At 55.5% G+C, this 17,159-nt stretch carries 13 protein-coding genes; 6 read left to right on the forward strand and 7 right to left on the reverse strand.

Annotated elements, in window-relative coordinates:
* Positions 1-143: 143 nt before the first annotated feature.
* A complete protein-coding gene (locus HFX_RS17540) occupies positions 144-989 on the reverse strand; it encodes a universal stress protein (RefSeq protein WP_004060964.1) in 846 nt (281 codons plus the stop codon).
* Positions 982-2,448 (reverse strand): APC family permease, encoded by a 1,467-nt coding sequence (locus HFX_RS17545; RefSeq protein ID WP_004060963.1) that lies wholly within the window; start codon positions 2,446-2,448, stop codon positions 982-984. Before HFX_RS17545 ends, HFX_RS17540 begins: the two co-directional genes overlap by 8 nt.
* Positions 2,449-2,652: 204 nt before the next feature.
* Here HFX_RS17545 and HFX_RS17550 point away from each other — a divergent pair, with 204 nt between their 5' ends.
* The 3 genes from HFX_RS17550 (at position 2,653) to HFX_RS17560 (ending at position 7,263) form a co-directional block, all read left to right on the forward strand.
* Positions 2,653-3,906 (forward strand): tyrosine-type recombinase/integrase, encoded by a 1,254-nt coding sequence (locus tag HFX_RS17550; protein ID WP_004060962.1) that lies wholly within the window; start codon positions 2,653-2,655, stop codon positions 3,904-3,906.
* A gap of 294 nt (positions 3,907-4,200) precedes the next feature.
* Positions 4,201-5,382, forward strand: coding sequence for a tryptophan--tRNA ligase (locus tag HFX_RS17555; RefSeq protein WP_004060961.1), 1,182 nt, complete (start codon positions 4,201-4,203; stop codon positions 5,380-5,382).
* 471 nt (positions 5,383-5,853) lie between these two features.
* Complete coding sequence (locus tag HFX_RS17560; RefSeq protein ID WP_204365883.1) at positions 5,854-7,263, forward strand: transposase; 1,410 nt, start codon at positions 5,854-5,856, stop codon at positions 7,261-7,263.
* A gap of 308 nt (positions 7,264-7,571) precedes the next feature.
* On the opposite strand, the gene HFX_RS17565 is transcribed toward HFX_RS17560, so the two are convergent.
* Entirely contained in the window at positions 7,572-8,015 is a 444-nt protein-coding gene (locus tag HFX_RS17565) for an ester cyclase (protein WP_004060959.1), read from the reverse strand.
* A gap of 145 nt (positions 8,016-8,160) precedes the next feature.
* Here HFX_RS17565 and HFX_RS17570 point away from each other — a divergent pair, with 145 nt between their 5' ends.
* Complete coding sequence (locus HFX_RS17570) at positions 8,161-8,796, forward strand: helix-turn-helix domain-containing protein (protein ID WP_004060958.1); 636 nt, start codon at positions 8,161-8,163, stop codon at positions 8,794-8,796.
* Between the two features lie 367 nt (positions 8,797-9,163).
* Here HFX_RS17570 and HFX_RS17575 read toward each other — a convergent pair whose 3' ends face one another.
* The 3 genes from HFX_RS17575 to HFX_RS17585 form a co-directional block, all read right to left on the reverse strand.
* Positions 9,164-9,862, reverse strand: coding sequence for a hypothetical protein (locus HFX_RS17575; protein WP_014732775.1), 699 nt, complete (start codon positions 9,860-9,862; stop codon positions 9,164-9,166).
* A 361-nt stretch (positions 9,863-10,223) separates the two neighbouring features.
* Positions 10,224-11,075 carry a halocyanin domain-containing protein gene (locus HFX_RS17580; protein WP_231512968.1) on the reverse strand — a complete coding sequence of 284 codons (852 nt, stop codon included), beginning with the start codon at positions 11,073-11,075 and terminating at the stop codon, positions 10,224-10,226.
* A 273-nt stretch (positions 11,076-11,348) separates the two neighbouring features.
* Positions 11,349-13,178, reverse strand: a complete 1,830-nt coding sequence (locus HFX_RS17585; RefSeq protein WP_004060955.1) for an NAD+ synthase — start codon at positions 13,176-13,178, stop codon at positions 11,349-11,351.
* A gap of 166 nt (positions 13,179-13,344) precedes the next feature.
* Here HFX_RS17585 and HFX_RS17590 point away from each other — a divergent pair, with 166 nt between their 5' ends.
* Positions 13,345-14,556 carry an ABC transporter substrate-binding protein gene (locus HFX_RS17590; RefSeq protein WP_014732776.1) on the forward strand — a complete coding sequence of 404 codons (1,212 nt, stop codon included), beginning with the start codon at positions 13,345-13,347 and terminating at the stop codon, positions 14,554-14,556.
* A gap of 57 nt (positions 14,557-14,613) precedes the next feature.
* On the opposite strand, the gene HFX_RS17595 is transcribed toward HFX_RS17590, so the two are convergent.
* On the reverse strand, positions 14,614-15,147 hold the full coding sequence (locus HFX_RS17595) for an Lrp/AsnC family transcriptional regulator (protein ID WP_004060953.1): 534 nt from the start codon (positions 15,145-15,147) through the stop codon (positions 14,614-14,616).
* A gap of 430 nt (positions 15,148-15,577) precedes the next feature.
* On the opposite strand from HFX_RS17595, the gene HFX_RS17600 reads away from it, so the two are divergent.
* Positions 15,578-16,711, forward strand: a complete 1,134-nt coding sequence (locus tag HFX_RS17600) for a citrate synthase/methylcitrate synthase (RefSeq protein WP_004060952.1) — start codon at positions 15,578-15,580, stop codon at positions 16,709-16,711.
* The last annotated feature ends 448 nt before the right edge of the window (positions 16,712-17,159 follow it).

The raw sequence follows: 17,159 nt of genomic DNA on the forward strand, positions 1-17,159 counted from the left end.
CCAATAAAATGTTCAAAATTTCTAAAATTGTAAAAATTTTAGAAATTTTCAGACAGGCTCAGTTATAGATCAATGGGTAGCTCCGGGAGTAGTATTGCTGAATTTTGAATTACCATTGAGAGAGTTGGCTGATGAAAACCATCTCATCCCGTGTTGTCCGCCTCATCAATCTCGTCCGTCTCGTCCGCCTCATCAATCTCGTCCGTCTCGTCCGCCTCATCAATCTCGCCCGCCTCGTCCGCCTCATCAACCTCGTCCGTCTCGTCAGGTTCGAGCGGTCGCCGAACGACAATCACTGGACCGACAGTTTGCTCTGCGACGCGCTCGGACGTCTCACCGAATAACTGGCCACGAATCGTCGGTTCCTCCTCACCCATCACGACGACGTCGTGGTCTTCAGCACCCGAGATAAGTGCCTGAAGCGGCTTCTGTGCGACGACAACAGAGCGAGATAGTTTGTCACGGTCGAGACCGAGGGTGGTAAGTTCGTTTACGACCTCGTCGAGGAGTGCTTCACCGTCCGGGACGGCCTCGTCGTTAGCGACGGCGTGGAACAGCGTAATATCGACATCCCGACCCCGACCGAGACCCGCGACGACCTTGCTAATCGTGTCGATATTGATGTGTTCTTTGACCGGGACGATGATTCGGTCAAGAGTGGGGGCTGGGTTCGAAAGTAACACCGCGTCACAGTCGGCTTCTGTGGCGGTCCGCTCGATTGTCTGGCCGGAGTCGTGGGTGAACACGAGATGTGTCTCGACTGCAGTTCCCTCGGTTTCGAATGCCTCTACGAGGTCTTCGAGTTCGGTCCGAGCCTTGGGTTCGAACTGTTCGCGCGCTTGCTCTGGTGCCGTCTGTTCGGGAATTTCGTGGTACGCCAAGAGAACGACTGTCGCACTCGAAAGTAAGCGTATCACCTGGTCCGGAATCACCTGCCCCTCCAGCACGGCGACGGGAACGAGCACGCGAACGTTACCAGCATCACGCATCGTCGCTCACCCCCTTCAAACGGACATCGCGTGCGTAGGCGAAGTACCACGCCAAGGCGGAGAGAGCGACGACTGCCCCAACTATCTGCGAAAGAGGCTGCATGAACGCAACGAGGCCGAAACTCGCAATAGCCCCGAGGATTGGCACCAGCGGGTATCCGGGAACGCGGAACGACGGGTCGTACCAGTCGGGATTCGACCGGCGAATCACGATGAGCGCCAGACACATGAATCCGTACGTGATGAGGTGCAGAAACGACGCAACCTCCGCGAGCACTTCCGTCTCGCCGACGGCGACGAGGACGACAGTCGGGCCACCGACGAGCGTAAGGGCGAGGTGAGGCGTCCCATACCGAAGGTTGATTCGCGCGAGCTGCGGCGGAACCAGCGCGTCACGACTCAGTGCGTACAACGCGCGAGACGAACTCAAGATAGAGGCGTTGGCGCTCGAAACCGTCGCAAAGAGTCCGGCGATGAGGATGGCGACCGCACCGGGGAACCCGAGATATTCTCTGGCAACCTCGACGATTGCCGTTTCCCCGAAGGTGGCAAGTTGCTCACTGCCGAACGCACCCGTCGAAACCAAGATGGTTACGACATACAGAACACCCACAACGAGCACGGAACCAATCATCGCGAGCGGGAGATTTCGACTCGGTTTCGTTATCTCGCCTGCGACGGTCGCTACCTGTGCGAAACCGAGGTACGAGGTGAAGACCAGCGCCGCCGTCGTAAAGATACTAAATGTCCCGTAGGGAACGAACTGCTCAGGGACAGTTTGGCGACCAAAAAGGCCGAGCGTGTCGAGAGACCCGTAGACGAGGAAGACGAGGAGAATCCCCAACAGGAGACTCACGATACTGTTCTGTAGTTTCGTCGTATTCTCGGTCCCGAATATACTGAGTGTGGTCAATACGAGACCAAACCCGACACCTAACACAGCCACAAGCGAGACATTACCGACGAGAAGCGCCGGTACACCGATCTCTTCGAGCACCGCAATCGCGTACTGTGCGAACCCGACGAGATAAAACGCCGAGGCGAAGACGAGACCCAACCAGAGTCCGATGCCAACCACAGCACCGAAGGTGGACCCCATCCCACGGGAGACGAAGTAGTACGCACCCCCGCTTTTGGGCATCGCCGTGGCCAACTCGGAAGTCGGTAACGCAACGAGCAGGGCGATAACAGCGCCGATTGCGAAGGACACGGCCGCTGCGGGACCGGCTTCACCCGCCGCGAGACCGGGGAAGACGAAGATTCCGGCACCAACCATCGTCCCGATACCGATAGCGAGGCCCCCGCGGAGTCCGATTGTTCGCTCTAACTCGGTCCCGCTTTCGAGGATAGTCACCTCGTCAGCCGCGGCTCCAACGTCCACGGATGGGTCTGACGAGACGAGCGCATCGGCTTCGGGCATCGCTTTACCCGCCGGAGTACCGTCGTTGCCATCGGTCATGTTGTACGTATACTATTGATGCGTCAACCAGATATATTCACAGGCCACCATACTCACGTGAACTAACACTTCATATTCAGGGGAATGATGTTTCAGGCCGAACGCGGCGAGAGAAAACGTTAATCCCTCTCCGACATGCTCTGAAACCAGAACGATGGTGCTCGGAACGCGACACGGCGAAGCCAGCGGGCGAGGTGAGCCACGGTGAACTGGTCTCGGAAGTCACTCGACGAACTGGAAGCGTTCTACTGGGATACCGTCGCGCCAGCGATGGACCGCGAGGGAATGGACCCGACACGCGACGTGCCCACCTACGAGTGGCTCACCGACCACGGTTGGTCGGGTATCGCCTACGCACTGCGCGAGAAACACGACCTCACACCGCGAGACTTCTTCGTCGACGTCGTCGGTCTCGGTGAGGACGAATCCGATGCGGGCTACGAGTGGGGCATCGACGCCGAGGCCACCGTCGAAGCGTTCGAATCCTACCTCGACATGCTCGAATCGCGGCGCGGACTCGCCGACTCGACGCTTCCGACCCGTCGAACCCACCTCGCACGGTTCGCCCGCACCTATCGCGACCTCCACGGGACCGCCGACCTGCTTTCTCGACTGGACGACAGGGACGCCGAACCTGACGAGATCGACCGCTGTCTCAACGTCCTCGACGAGTTCGACGACGAACTCGCAACCGACGGGACGAAACTCAAATATCTCCAGACGGTCCGCGCCTTCTACGAGTACCTTGTCGACTTCCGTCGGGCGCGGTACAACCCCGTCGAGAACGCCGCCAAGCAGTTCCGCTGGGAGCAGGGGCAACCGGACAACCGAACCATGACGGCCGAGCAGGTCGGCAGGGTGTACGGCGTTGCCGACGACCTCGAAGAACGCCTGCTCGTCCTCGGTCTCGCCGGGTGGGGACTCCGCCCGAACGAACTCGCATCGCTCGACGCCTCGCAACTCGTCCTCACCGGTGACGACCCGCACATCGCGTTCGAGGAGCGAAAGAACGGCCCCGGAACGGTCGCGCTGCTCTACGGTGTCGATGCCGTGGCGGCGCGAACCGACGACCTCTCCGACGACGACTGGAACGGCGCGCTCTTTCCCTCGTCGCGTTCCTCGACGGGACACATCGCCCGCGAAACGGTCAACCGCCGGTTCAAACGCCTCGCTAGCGAGGCGGGCGTGACCGTCGACGGGAAAGTACCCACAGCGAAGCTCTGCCGCCGGTTCTGGTACACGGCGTATCAGGAAGCAGTCGACGACATGCTGGCGCAGTTGGAGGGTGTCGCCGCCGACCAAGGGTCGAAAAGCGCCAGCGTCGTCATGTCGAACTACCTTTCAGAGGAGCGCCGCCGGTCGTTCCGCCGGCAGGCGATGCGAGAGAAGTTAGCTGCAGTGTTCGAATCGGAGGCAGATGGGGTTGAGGTGGGAGCCGAGCAGACGATGGTAAACTGAATATTGCTATATCTATTCCAGTGGTCAGAAGACAGGCACGTCAAGAATAATCGGTTGGACTGGTTTGCTGATTGCGAGACAAGTAGAGGAACAGAACCTATAAGGGGAGCAATCTCGTCGATGTCAATATGGTGTCCACTTCCCACGCCAATTGCTGGCGTTGGCACGCGTTTCGGGAAGTGGACAGTATCGCGGTTTAGGGTCGGACGGGCTTAACCCGGCAGATTCGACCGCGATGCTCACTCGCTTTCTCAATCGCATCGCCTCCAAAGTAACTACAACCATCAAACACATATGCCAGCAGAAGACGACTTCACCGTAACGCCATACGCCGTCGAAGGCGACATCGACTACGACCGACTCCTCGACAAGTTCGGGGCTGATGCCCTCACTGCCGAACAGAAGGCGAAGTTTCCCGACCCCGGCCATCCGCTCGTGCGCCGTGACGTGTTCTATGCAGAGCGAGATGTAGACCCATTCCTTGATGCCGCCAACGAAGGTAAACCACACTCCATCGTGACGGGACGGGGCCCCTCAGGGCCGATGCACATCGGTCACATCTTCCCGTTCTACTTCGCTAAGTATCTGCAAGACCAGACGGGAACTCTCGTCTACATCCCCTTCTCCGACGACGAGAAATACTTCCTAAAAGACAAATCGCTGGGCGAGATTAGCGACTACACCCGCGAGAACCTCCTTGACCTTCTCGCGGTTGGGTTCGACCCCGAGCGAACCCGAATCATCGTAGACACGGCTGACGCTGACGTGGTGTATCCTTTAGCAACTGCGTTTGCCAAGGAAGTGACGCAATCGACCGTGGACGCAACATATGGAGAGCCCGAGAATATCGGTCTCTCGTTCTACCCTGCTGTCCAAGCCACACACCTCCTCTTACCACAACTTGTGGAGGGTCGCCATCCGACGCTCGTCCCGATTGCAGTTGACCAAGACCCCCACGTTCGAGTCTGCCGTGACATCGCGGCCAAGCAACGGTATGACGTGGCCAAGCCCGGTGCCTTGCTCTCAAAGTTCCTCCCGAGCCTCGAAGGGCCGGGGAAGATGAGTTCGTCCGACGACGCACCGAGCATCCTCCTTTCAGATGACCGGGAGACGGTCTTCGACAAAATCCGTACTCACGCTTACTCTGGTGGACAGACTAGTCTCAAAGAACATCGAGAACAGGGAGGGAATCCCGAGGTGGATGTCTCGTATCAGTTCTTGTACTACTTCTTTGAAGAAAGTGATGAGCAGGTGGAACGGCTTGCACGCGAGTATCAACAAGGGTCGCTCCTGAGTGGTGAACTCAAAGAGATGGCGGCAGAGAATATTGCGAACTTCCTCGAAGCACATCAAGAACGTCGTAGGGCACTCGGCCCGCTCGAAGAAGAGTTGGAACAGTACCGCCTGACAGAGAGCGAGCGGCAGGATGCGCGGCGACGGGCAGGATACCCCGACAATTCTCTGGTTCAGCAATAGACGCACCCACAGGGGCCTTCCACCTCGAAAACCTCCAAGATTATATATAATCCATTTCTCGTGCTACCCAGTAGTGTCGGTTATTCAACCTACTGAATCACCGTTCGACCACGACAGGGACTTCACGTTCACCGTCAACGACGAGACCTACAACGGGAGTATCCACTTCCTCACCCACTACGCCGAGAAGCCCAATTTCGTCGAAGTCCTACGAAATGCCTTCTTCCGCGACGAAACCTACGGTGATGCCCGTGTGGACTGGCATCGGAATACTACGTCGTTTTACGCGTGGGTGAAGGCTCATAGCTCCGGCTCGCGTGGGACTGCCGCGAAGGGTTCCTCCGCTACTTCCTCCACTCATTCCCCAACATCTGCCGTGACTTTGGCTTTCCCGTCGCGCACAACCGCGACACGAGCGGAGCGCCGAGTCAGTCGCGGCTCTGGGAGATGTGGAACAAGGAGTTCACCGACGTGCAGCGCGAATTTGTGCGGACGGCCACCGAGGAAGCCCTTGACTTTGCCCGCGAACAAGGCATTCCCGCCCCCGACCCCGTGTTTCGGCCCGAGGAACGCGACATCTCCTCAAAGCGGAGCGAACAGCGACTCGTCGCGGAGAAGACCAAGGAGGTCTGGCAACAGGCCAAACCGTTCGTGGGGATGCGCGAGAACATGTACGCTCAGAGCGGCCAGCACTCCTTCTATATCGACACCCAGCGCGACCGCACCCCGAGTGCGTCGAACCACCGCTATCAGATTGGGAAACTCACCGTTGAGGAGACGCGCTCGATGCTCCACGAGACCACCCGGATGCTCATCGCCCGCGCTCGGCACAACGCCGAACTCGTCGGCAAACTCGTGGCCGCAATCGACATCACGAAGGGCAACCCGTGGGCGGGCAAAATCGAGCGCGACGGGGGCAACAACATCACGGAAGATTGGATTCTCGGCTACAAAGATGGTGAAGTGTATTATCAGTGGGCCACCATCCAAATTGTCGGCTATGACATCCCGCTCGTGCTAGACGCGATTCCAGTCAAACGTGGGATGAAGCGAGCCGACATCGTGGACAGCCTACTGGAGAACGCGCTCAACCTCGTGGACGACATCGAACTCGTGATGATGGACAGAGAGTTCGATAATGATGGTGTGAAGAACGCCTGCGACAAGCATGGTGTCTACTATCTGAACGGCGCACGGAAACATCAATCAGGGAAGGCAACCTGTACCCGGCTCCGTCGTGCCGAGAAGACAGTTCACATCGAAGAGGAAACGGTCTCAGGCGGCCCGACTCGCAAGCGGATGTACCTCCCGTCGAGTACGAGCGACGACCCCGAGACGGAAGACGAAGATAAGGGCCGTGAAACGGAGGAGAGAGCGGACATCCGCGAGCAAATGCGTAACGAACTCGCTGACTTCGGTATGGAACTGGGTGAGGATGACGCCCAGCACGGGTTCAGTACCCTCACGAAGGAACTCCGAGAAGAGGAGGCAAGTGAGCCGCCCGTGGGGAGTAAGGAGGATGCGCAGGCGTACGCGCTGTTCGAGACAAACCACCCCAGCGTGACGTTGAATGACGAGGATAGCGAGATCGAACGCATCCATATAGTTGAGCGGATGGTTCGCCGCTACCGCCACCGTTGGGGCATCGAGAACGGATACAAGCAAATCAAGACGTTCCGCGTCCGCACGACGAGTAAGCGCCATACGTATCGGTTCTTCAATTTCGTGTTCGCGTGTGTGCTGTACAACGTCTGGCGACTCGTGGACTTGCTGGTGAATCTCGCAATCGAGGGCGAAAACTCGACGTACGCGCCGCGTGTGGACGCGAACCAGTTCCTGACCGTTGCGAAGAAATACTACGGTCTCGACCCGCCAGACTAACGCTGAACCGCTCTGTGTCCGCTGACTCCTGAGCGACGGCACTGTCCCGTGTTCCTTATTTTCGGATGATTGTTGACTGCTTCTGAATTGGCATCCCCATCATCCTCTGACGATGTTTTCGTACGAGACTGATGTGGTGCAAGGAACACCAGTTCAACCGATTATTTGGCTACATGCCTGCCTTCTACAGTAGTCCTGAAGTCAGTTACCACGGAGTTTGACCCCAACCATATCTGCATTGGTAAGACGGCCCACACGAACCCTCATCTCCCTCAATGCCCCTGTGTAGGGGCATCCGGGCGAAATCGCTATTCGGGAGGGAAGTCGATAACACCGAGTTGCTGAAGCAGCATCAGGTTATCCGAGAGGAACCATCGCTCGGCAATCAACCCGTCTTCGATGCGGACGAACGCCATCTGTTGAACCTCCATCTCCTTTCCTGTTGGTTCGATGCCCCAGAGGATTCCCTCGTGCGTCCCTCGGCTTGTGATATGGAGAACGACCATGTCGCCGTGAACGACACTGTGCTCAACCGTTTGCGTGACGTCGGGGAACGCTGAAAGGAACGACTCGTAGGATTCTCGAATCGCTTCTAATCCCTCCTGAGACCCGAACGGATTGTAATCGACGGCGTTCGGCGCGTACAGGTCGTCGAGCAAGTCGAGGTTGCCGTCACCGAAGACATCTTCCGGAATGCGACGTGCGATGCGCTCGTTCTCCCGTTCCTGCGGCGTAAGCGAACCGGTCGTCATTGAGCCGTTCCTCCCCGAATACGGGAATCGGTCGTTGAGTGTTGTTTCATTTCGACCACAGTAGAGATAGAGAGCCTCGGTTAGCGTAGGATTGATTGGATACATGTTGCTGCTTTTAAATATAGTTGGAGAATAGATGCTGTCAATGCCGCACCTGAAAATCAAGCTGAACGGGGAGGAGGTTGGAGGGTGGCTCGCGGAACTCTCAACGGGGTTTCCGACCGATGAGTTCCGACTTCTGGCGACGCAACTCCGTGATGAAGGCGCGCTGGTCACGCTCGAAGTCCAAACACCCGACGGTGGCGATATCATCCAGGAATTCGAAACGACACCCGAGGTAGCTAACGTGGAAGTCCTTCATGCGGACTCGCAGGTCGTACTTCTCCAGTTCCTCACTCGGCGTTCGAAGGTCTACGATCCGCTCTACGAATCCGGCTGCATCTCGATCTATCCGACACTTCTCCAAAACGGATGGTTTTCCGTACACGTTGCCGCCGGTCACGACAGCCTAGCTAACTATTTGGAGGAACTGACGGCAGCGGAAGTTCCGTATCAGGTAATCTCTTTGTCCCAGTCCCACGAGACTGCCACAATACTCACGAACCGACAGCAGCAATTCATCGAGACAGCCATCGAGCAAGGATTCTACGACGACCCCAAAACGTGTACGCTCACCGAACTCGCAGAGACACTAAACATCCACAAGTCTGCTGCGAGTAGACTTCGACACCGTACAGAGTGTCGTTTGATTACCCACTTCGCTACCGAAACTGCACGATAGGGCAGATAGTGGTACTCTCGTGGGACATATTACGAGTTAATCGAGAACCAACTCGAGGTGGTCCGAAAATCCGATATCGGACAGGAATAGATCCGACGTGCTCCGCCTATGTCCCAAGGGGTGGCAAAACTCGGGTTCGAGAGCGGTGCCAGAGAAATCCCCAGAGACGCACGTTCTACAGATTGACTAATTACCCCCAACTACGGCCGAATTGACATCCCCCCACCCTAAAGGTCGGGTTTTAGACTTGAAACTTCGATAATCAACCCGACCTACCCGAAGAAGTAGCAGTCAATCTACAATTTCGGCGTCGAACATGGACCGCCAGCGGAGGCTGTTAACTAGACAGGCCGCTGTTTATATCATATCACCCACAAGTTCCATGGCAATAATCACCACAGTTAGGCGTGTCGCAATCGGGGACACCACAGCCATGGTACCTGACACTTCCCCAACAGCAATCAACTATTTCACCGTCTTGATAGCAACAGAACAGTTCTGTCTGTTCATGCCTCGTGTAGGTATATCTACAGAGCTCCGTCTGTAAGCAGTTACTTCCAGTACAAGCCTGTGGTTCAAGTTCGAGATTATAGTTATTCTCGGAAGTGCCTCCACTCTGACTCTTGAAGATAGAGACTTCGGTGGGATTCACCACAATTCCTTGAGCCTCCGCCAGCTGAGGGAATAATTTGATCACCACCTCACCCTCGGGGAGATTTTTCGAATATTCTATCCGGGTAGTAAACTGATTATCCTTGGCTATTGATTCGACGTAGGTTCCTTCTTCGGCTTGGAAGTACTCTTCAGCACTCATAAGAGTGAAATCACTAATCGAAGGAACAACCTCACTATGGACAAGCTCTGACTGTCTCATCTTCGTTAAGAGGTCATTTCCAACGATTTCGAACGATTGTTCAATACCTTCGACGGTATTGAATCGTGTAACTTCCTCTCTAACCTTACCGAGGTTGTTGTTAAACATCCCAGGCATCGCCCCAATGCTGAGACCTCCAACTGCAGAGAGGACTTCTCTACGATTCACACGGTCATGGTTATCATCTACCATGTCAGTTAATAATCACAAACCACAATAAAGATGTTGGCTAGATAACACCAATGAGCAGGTTTGCTGGAGGTTTGGGTGCAACTTCAATTCGGTTGTACTACAGTCGCTCCCACGGAGCAACACAAGTGCACTTCTAGTCGGTGGTGCTTTGGTTCGAGCGTACCGATTCCCCCGCAGAACCGACTGCACTGGATGGTTCTAAGACGGGTCCAGAACAACATTCCTGTTTCTCGGTGTCAAAGAATAATCTGATTCCCGCCGATGTGACACTTCTAATTGGAGGGTATTACGAATTCAGAAAGAAGTGATAAACCTGATCGCTCTATTTATCGGGGTTCTAAAAATAACAACACAGCCGAGCTTACTCTACGATGATAGCACCGCGTCCACCGAGCGCCGTGTGCGGGCCACACTCATACCGGTAGATGCCGGTTTCGGTAAACGTGTGTTCGAAGTGTTTGCCGGGGTCGGACTTTGGGGCGTCCGTGCCGAAGTCCTCCTCTTTGAAGCGGATACTGTGCATTCCACCCTTCCCACTCCAAATCCAGTTGATAGTCGTTCCCGGCGAGATTTTAATGGCGGCCGGGTCGAATGCGAGGTCCGAAGCGTTCCCTCTCGCACCGACGGTGACGTCAACCGAACTCGAAGTCGTCCGGTCGAGCACCGACCCGTCGTAGTTACTGGTATCGGCTAACCATTTGTCGACTTTCGGGTACTCGCTTCGTGCAATGGACTCGACGACAACGAGGCCTTTCATCCCAATCTCGGCGTGGGGTTCGGAGACGTATCGATAGTTTCCTTCCTCCTCAAAGGTGTACTGGAACGTCGAGCCCTTGTTTGCAACCGGTTTCCCACTGTCGAACGTTCCGTCCGTAGCGACGACGTTGTACGCCGTCTCTTCGTCGGTCCACTTCCATGTGACCGTGGTACCGGGCAGAACCTTCACCGCGGCTGGCGAAAACGAGTTCGTACCCCAAGTACCGAGGTACACCGTCGGAGGGTCATCGAACCGGTAGTCTCGGAGTCGAACCGCGTACGAGTCGTTCGCGGAACGACGCCAAGCGTCCAACGACTCGTTTTGATTTTCGGTCATCTGCTCTGCGGTTTCGTTGGAGGGCGTTCCCTTGGCATCTGAATCGGAGTCACTCGCGGCCGTCGAACCGGTATAGCCGACGAGTCCACCGAGACCTGTTACTGCTAGTCCGCGCAGCAACGTTCGCCTATTTGTTGGAACCATAACAATTGATGGTGGAATCGGACTGCTACAAAATGGTAAGACCGTTTGCCGTGTTTTGGAAACACGGTGTGACACTTTTGTAAGATAAATACGTATTGTCAGTACTTGTAGGCAGTGACATCACCAACGGGATCCGACCCGTGTCGAAAATCGTACTCCGTCGTGGATTCACAACCGCAAACTCCGCTGCGCCGTCGATAGCACTGTGTCTACTCAGCCGACACCTCGCGCATCAGTCCGGGAAAGATATCAACCAACTTCATCCCAATCGAGCGGTCTTCCGTCCCACTTGTTGATAATCGGTTCGCGAAAGTCGGTGCCGAACGCTCGGGAGCTGACAGCGATAATCGGTGGTGCCTGGACGCGTTTGAACGTCGAGCGCGTGAGTCGGTTGTAGGTGTCGTAAACGGTCTCTTCGAACGCTTCTATGGTGTATCGGTCGTAGACGGAACGGCCCTGGCGGTCGCGATATCGTTCGGAGTCGAGTTCCTCGGTTTCGAACTGCGCGACGAGTTCAGCAGGGTCCATACGGTTTTCGAGCAAGTCGTCGACGAGTGGTGCGACCGTCGAGTAATCGAACGGGTCGACCTGGTCCGCTGCGAGTTCGGCCGATGGCTCGATTTCGAACGTCTCCGCTGGAATCAGCTCTTCTCCGTGCCGCTCGTTGACGTATCGAGCGACGTCGTAGACTTCCATCTTCGAGAGGTCGCCCAAGATATCGAGGCCACCATCCATGTCGCCGTACAGGGTTACGTACCCGAGAGCCATCTCAGTCTCGTTGCCGTTCGAAACCAACATCGCGGACTCATCTGCTGGCGAGTCGTTCGCTACCAACATCATGAGTAGCCCACGAACGCGTGCATACACGTTCTCTTTTGCCGTTTCGGAGTCGATATCGTCGTAGTGCTTCTCGTAGGTGTCCAGAATCTCGTCGTAAATGGACTGAACCGGAATGGTTCGGTATTCGACACCAAAATTAGCCGCGAGTACCTTGGCAATGCTCTTCGTGGTCTCTGTGTTGACCGCCGAGGGGAGGTTGAACGCAATTACATTCTCCGGCCCGAGTGCGTCGACACAGACTGCCAATCCGAGTGACGAATCGATGCCACCAGAGATTGGTTCGAGGATTTTCTCGAAGCCGGTTTTGCGAGCATAATCACGAACACCCATAACGAGTGCATCGTACAGTTCTTTTTCCCGGCGCTCCGTCGAGATAGTCGTCGGCGTGTATTGGGAATGGGAGTCAGACTGAGAGCGGGACTGGGACTGAGAGCGGGACTGGGACTGAGAGCGGGACTGGGAGAGCACGGCGTCGTCTTGACTCACCGTGACGTGGACGCTGTCTTCGGTGAACTGGGCCGCTTTCGCAAGGAGTGTGCCGTCTGCGGCATAGGCCAGACTATCGCCGTCGAAGACGAGGATGTTCTTCTCCACATCAGCGACGCCAACCGTATTCACGTAGATGAGTGGGAGTCCCGTCTGCTCGATGTGTCGCTGGATAATCTCGTGGCGGGTCTGTCGCTTTCCCGCTTCGAATGGCGATGCGTTGATGTTGATGAGTAGGTCAGCGCCCGCGTCCGCGAGTTCCGTAATAGGCTGGCGGTCGTATTCCTCATCCCACATGTCTTCACAGACGGTGACGCCGAGGTCCATCTGTTCCCCATTGACTGCAATCTGGATGGGACTGATGTCTTCTCCAGCCTCGAAATAGCGCTCGTCGTCGAAGTATCGATAGTTCGGGAGCAGAACTTTCCGGGCGATTCCCCTGACAGTGCCGTTCTGGAGGACGGCAGCGGCATTGTATACGCCACGGTCGTCTCTGTCGATGACACCTACGACGACAGCCGTGTCACCGGTTCGCCGGCGGATGTAATCGAGTGCGCGTCGGTTTTCGTCGACGAACGTTTCGTCTTCGATGAGGTCCCGGATACAGTAACCCGTAATTGCCATCTCTGGAAAAACGACGACGTCTGAACCGTCCTGTTCGGCCCTCTCAAGGCTATCGACGATGCGGTCGGTGTTCCCCTTGATGTCTCCTGTGGTTGGGTTGACCTGTGAAAGGGTGACGTCGATATCCATATGCTGTCTTGGAACTAATTCGTGATATCACTGCCGAACTAGCGTATGTTCTCCCAGATTTGACACACAAGCCATCCAGGTTACGGTAGACTATACTAACAAGGGATAGTTTTTGGCCAGCCTAATAATCGAAACAATTTTATTAATTTAGGCCGGCCTAAATATCGTGGAACGTGAGACAATTCGTGACAATTCAATAACACGACGCGACTATGTGAAGTACGGTGGGACAGTCATTGGTGTGGGGATACTTACTGGCTGTACGGGGAGCGGCGAATCCTCAACACCAACAGAGACAACATCCGGGTCTGTTACAGTGGCCGAAACCGCCAAAGAGACGTCGTACTCGGTGACGATGTCGCCCGCCGGTGAGGTTACGTTCGAGCAACCGCCGGAGAGTGTCTTCACAGTCCTCCCACATCATGCTGATATGGCGACTGCAGTCGGACACGGCGACGCCGTCACGTCGATGCTGTACAGCCCCGGATACAACGACGAGATATGGAACAAGTTTCTCGAACGCCTCGATGGTGTTTCTGTCGATTGGGCCGGTCTCCCCGGGTCGTGGAACCCGAGCAAAGAGTTACTCTACGAACTCGACAGTGACCTTCACCTCGCCGACCCTGCCTACATGACGACCATGCAGGGGTGGAGTACCGACGATATCGAAGAAATCACTGAGAATGTCGCCCCGTGGTTCGGGAACACACTCAGCAGCGCCAACAAAGAACCACCGGCAGGTTGGGCCGAGGGGTACCAGTACTACACACTCTGGGAGATTTTCGAAAAAGTCGCACAAGTCTTCCAAGCGGAGGCGCGATACGAGGCACTCGCTGATGTGCATGCTCAAGTGCTCTCGACTATCGAGGGAAACCTCCCGCCCGAAGACCAGCGTCCGACAGCGGCGATGGTCATTTTCGCACAGTCAGAAGACAGCATGTACGTGTATGCGCTAAACGGCCCGGGTTTCCTGACGGCCCACACCCGACCGCTTGGCGCGGCAGATGTCTTCGCGGATGTACAAACTGAGTCGTCCGTCGACTTCGAGGCGCTCATCGAGGCCGACCCGGATGTCATCCTCTGTCTCGCCGGGATGTCCGAATATAGACACGTGACGAAGGTACGCGACCGTCTAAAGAGTAATCCGACGACGAAGTCACTCTCAGCCGTTCAGAACGACCGTATCTACACACAGGGCGGACGCAACCAGGGGCCACTCATGAACCTCTTTCAACTTGAGATGGCGGCAAAGCAACTCTATCCCGACATTTTCGGGGAGTGGCCGACCTACACTGAAGGGCCGTACCCGGAGATTCCCGCAGACGAACAGTTGTTTGATCGCCAACGCGTTGCAGACATTATCAAGGGCGACTTCTAGATATTATGGTCAATTTCTAAATAACAAGGTCTACTCCCATATAGAACCCAAATCGAATTAGGGTCGGTCCAGTTCTTTATCCCACGCTTTCCACGTCTTCACCAGTGGAATCATCGTATAATCGTCGACGATCTGTTCTCCATCGAAGAGGTCCCAAACGTACTCTTTGAGTGAGTTCAAATCCGCGTGCCAAGTGCTAAATACGAGGTCGTACTCACCGAGACAAGAACTCGCATTGTAAATGAGACCCTCATCGATGAGTTTCGTAATAAACTCTTTTCTGACATCAGATGACACGTGCTGGTCGAACGTGACAAGAACTTGCGCAGTTACGAGGTCTGCCTCTTGAAGCACAATTACTGCGAGGATTTCGAGTACATCGCTTTCCTGGAGTTTCTCTCGGCGGCGGCGGACTGCTGTTCGAGAGAGTCCGACCCGTTCTGCAAGTTCAGTGTCGGAGATCCTCCCATTCTCGTTGAGCGCACGGAAAATCTCGTAATCGTGTTCGTCGAGGTAATTCGAGAGCACCGCCTGCGGCGTATCGGGATTCGGAGCAGTGCCGTCAACAGATTTGGGGTTGAAATTTTCCATACGAAATTGTATCTATGAGACAATTTGTGACTTCTGATCGAATATGCTAATCAAAACGGAATAGAAACTGTGTCACATTGTCACCGTGTGTTCAGTGTGGGGAAATCAACTTCTCGGTGACATACACCGAAGTAGCCTCAACACACTCACAATAGGACGAGTCGCGAGGGGTCTCCGATATGCTGTCCACCCTGTGAGCAACGCATAGTCATCAACTAGTTGTGAGAATTGGTGTTCTCAGAAAGAATATGGTTCGAGGCCATCTATCAATAGACAACGATGTACAGGAACCACGCTAGCAATGTCAGCGTCTGCTGGCGCGGTCAACCAACATCGGTTCGAAGGAGTGGAAGTCAGAAACGCCGGCACCGGTTTCACAATAATCTAACGACAGCGTCCAGCCGAATCACAAATTCACACAAAATAATCAATGAGCGATAACACCACGAACCAAGGACTAGAGGGGATCACAGTTGCAGAGACTCGAATTAGCGACATCGATGGCGAAAGTGGCGAACTTGTGATTGGTGGGTACCCCATCGAAGAGCTTGCAACAAACGCGACCTACGAGGAAAGTATCTTCCTCCTCTTGAACGGCCGACTCCCAACCGATAGAGAACTCGCCAACCTCCGAGCCAAACTCGCGGCCCGCCGGGAGATTAGCGACGAAGTACGGGCGGTGCTCCGGCGTGCTGCCGAAGAAGAAAAACCCGCGATGGATGCCCTTCGGATGGGCGCTGCGACAGCAACCATCGGGACCGAAGATGGCACCCCACAGGACGATGCGCAGCGAGTAATCGCCGCCTTCCCGACGATTGTAGCCGCGTACTGGCGATATCGGCAGGGGAAGAAGCCGGTCGCACCGCGCGAAGATTTGGGACACGCCGCAAATTATCTCTACATGCTGAGCGGTGAGGAGCCGACCGACGCCGCCATCCGTGGGTTAGAAACGTACCTCAACACGGTTGTAGACCACGGGGTGAACGCCTCGACATTTACTGCGAGAGTCGTGGTTTCGACGGAGTCAGATCTCGTATCGGCAGCCACCGCCGCCGTCGGGACACTCAAGGGGCCACTCCACGGCGGCGCTCCGGGACCTGTCCTCGACATGTTCAAAGAAGTCCACGAATCCGGGGAACCAGAGGGGTACGTCCGCGAGACGCTGGAGCGTGGCGAACGCCTAATGGGGTTCGGCCACCGCGTGTACCGCGTTCGGGACCCACGCGCAGCGGTGCTCTCGACGGCCGCCGAGCGCTTCTACGAGGCGAGTTCGAATACGGAGTTCTTCGAGACCGTTCAAGACCTCGAAGAGTGCGCTGTCGATATCTTGGCGGAGCACAAGCCAGACCGGCGACTGGAGACGAATGTCGAGTTTTACACCGCTGCGCTCCTTCACGGCCTCGGTATCCCGAAAGACGTGTTCACGGCGACGTTCGGCGTGTCGCGAGTCGGTGGCTGGATGGCGCACTGTCTCGAACAACTGGAAAATAATAGAGTAATTCGTCCGCGGGCACACTACGTGGGCGCGACTGGGCGGACGTGGACACCAGTTGGCGAACGATAGTTCTACCTAATTTAGGCTTTCACAGTTATGTGTTCGCTGTCTGAATGTCGAAGTCCTGCGTCTGCAACTCGAAGAGTAATCTGTTTGAACGGCACGAGAACCCATCTCACCACGATACAGCGAATTATCGGCCAGGCGGCGAGAGGATAATCGACCCTTCATCTGTTCTTTGACCTGGCGGTGCGGGTCAGCAGACCACCAAGAACCAACACTCAAGCATTCAAATACATTAACGGATAACTTCGTATATACTTTAAATATTACAATAGTATTCTAGATTGTACACTATCACACACCCAATTGAGGCCAAATAGTTCAAGATTGTCAGTCGAGTGTGGTGGAGAGACAGTAGTCCAACATCGGGTGAAGATAGGCATAACGGTATGACACAGAACGATTCAGTCGAAAGCGAACCAGCGAGTATCGATCGTCGAACACTCCTCAAGTC

The organism is Haloferax mediterranei ATCC 33500 (genome assembly GCF_000306765.2).
GTDB classification, from domain to species: Archaea; Halobacteriota; Halobacteria; order Halobacteriales; family Haloferacaceae; genus Haloferax; species Haloferax mediterranei.

Bases quoted from the DNA above. Each gene is read 5' to 3' on its own strand.
- HFX_RS17575 (WP_014732775.1), bottom strand. From the start codon at position 9,862: ATGGTAGATGATAACCATGACCGTGTGAATCGTAGAGAAGTCCTCTCT.
- HFX_RS17565 (WP_004060959.1), bottom strand. From the start codon at position 8,015: ATGACGACCGGTTCGCTTACGCCGCAGGAACGGGAGAACGAGCGCATC.
- HFX_RS17570 (WP_004060958.1), top strand. From the start codon at position 8,161: ATGCCGCACCTGAAAATCAAGCTGAACGGGGAGGAGGTTGGAGGGTGG.
- HFX_RS17595 (WP_004060953.1), bottom strand. From the start codon at position 15,147: ATGGAAAATTTCAACCCCAAATCTGTTGACGGCACTGCTCCGAATCCC.
- HFX_RS17600 (WP_004060952.1), top strand. From the start codon at position 15,578: ATGAGCGATAACACCACGAACCAAGGACTAGAGGGGATCACAGTTGCA.
- HFX_RS17555 (WP_004060961.1), top strand. From the start codon at position 4,201: ATGCCAGCAGAAGACGACTTCACCGTAACGCCATACGCCGTCGAAGGC.
- HFX_RS17545 (WP_004060963.1), bottom strand. From the start codon at position 2,448: ATGACCGATGGCAACGACGGTACTCCGGCGGGTAAAGCGATGCCCGAA.
- HFX_RS17540 (WP_004060964.1), bottom strand. From the start codon at position 989: ATGCGTGATGCTGGTAACGTTCGCGTGCTCGTTCCCGTCGCCGTGCTG.
- HFX_RS17585 (WP_004060955.1), bottom strand. From the start codon at position 13,178: ATGGATATCGACGTCACCCTTTCACAGGTCAACCCAACCACAGGAGAC.